This is a genomic window from Streptococcus sp. DD11, from assembly GCF_001578865.1.
Taxonomy (GTDB): Bacteria; Bacillota; Bacilli; order Lactobacillales; family Streptococcaceae; genus Streptococcus; species Streptococcus panodentis.
In genome coordinates this window covers 90,239-91,732 of the sequence record NZ_KQ969396.1, presented here as the reverse complement: position 1 = coordinate 91,732, position 1,494 = coordinate 90,239, and the positions used below count along the sequence as shown (strand labels likewise).

Annotated in this window: 1 protein-coding gene and 1 pseudogene; both read left to right on the top strand. The window is 49.7% G+C overall.

The window, feature by feature from the left end:
* Positions 1-256 precede the first annotated feature (256 nt).
* Positions 257-1,414, top strand: a complete 1,158-nt coding sequence (locus tag STRDD11_RS09875; protein ID WP_128837176.1) for an ABC transporter ATP-binding protein — start codon at positions 257-259, stop codon at positions 1,412-1,414.
* Positions 1,395-1,494: pseudogene (locus tag STRDD11_RS09870) on the top strand (ABC transporter permease); the annotation flags it as partial. The gene STRDD11_RS09875 and the pseudogene STRDD11_RS09870, both read left to right, overlap by 20 nt.

Here is a 1,494-nt window from a genome sequence, read left to right as displayed (position 1 = left end):
TGTCATTGAAACAGTGCGGGAGCATTCTGATATTACATTGGAACGTGAAGTCCGCATCATTGGTCAATCTCTGTAAGACGGATGGAAGTCAGCAGGAGACTGCTGGATAAGGAACTGCAGCTGGCTGCAGCTTAGTAAAGGGGGTGAAAGCCTATCGACACGGAATGGATAAAGGGCCTTTACAGCCCGCACCAGGCAGCAGCGGTCTGACAGAACCCTCAATCTGTTAATACGAGAAAGAAGGAATTTATGCAAATTGAAAAAACCAATCATCGAGTTCAGAAACGTTTCTAAGGTTTTTGAAGACAATCATACAGTCGTGCTGAAAGACATTAACTTCGAGCTGGAAGAAGGGAAGTTCTATACCCTGCTCGGATCTTCCGGCTCCGGAAAGTCAACGATTCTCAATATCATCGCTGGTCTTTTAGATGCGACTGCAGGAGACATTTTTCTGGACGGTGTCCGCATCAATGATGTTCCCATCAACAAAAGGGATGTTCACACGGTTTTTCAGTCCTATGCGCTTTTTCCGCATATGAATGTTTTTGAAAATGTGGCCTTTCCTCTGCGACTGCGCAAGGTTGATAAAAAAGAAGTTGAGGAGCGGGTGGCCCAGGTGCTGAAAATGGTCCAGCTGGAGGGATTTGAACGCCGCTCAATCCGCAAGCTTTCAGGCGGCCAGCGCCAGCGGGTAGCCATTGCCCGGGCAATTATCAGTCAGCCGCGGGTGGTCCTTTTGGACGAGCCCCTGTCAGCTTTGGATCTGAAACTGCGGACCGACATGCAGTATGAACTGCGAGAGCTGCAGCAGCGTCTGGGCATTACCTTTGTCTTTGTGACCCATGATCAGGAGGAAGCGCTGGCTATGAGCGACTGGATTTTTGTCATGAATGACGGCGAGATTGTCCAGTCGGGTACGCCGGTGGATATTTATGACGAGCCAATTAATCATTTTGTAGCGACCTTTATCGGCGAGTCCAATATTCTGCCGGGCAAGATGATTGAGGACTATCTGGTCGAATTTAACGGCAAGCGCTTTGAAGCGGTCGATGGCGGGATGCGTCCCAATGAAGCGGTGGAGGTGGTCATCCGGCCGGAGGATCTGCGGCTGACCCTGCCTGAGGAAGGCAAGCTGCAGGTCAAGGTGGATACCCAGCTTTTTCGCGGGGTCCACTATGAAATCATCGCCTATGATGAGCTGGGCAATGAGTGGATGATTCACTCAACCCGCAAGGCCATTGTCGGCGAAGAAATTGGTCTGGACTTTGAGCCCGAGGACATCCATATCATGCGCTTGAATGAAACAGAAGAAGAATTCGATGCCCGTATCGAAGAGTATGTGGAAATGGAGGAGCAGGAAGCCGGCCTGATTAACGCTATTGAGGAGGAGAGAGATGAAGAAAACAAGCTCTAATCTATTTATCCTGCCTTATCTGCTGTGGATTTTCCTCTTTGTGCTGGCCCCAGTCGTCATGATTGTCTGGAAGTCTTTCT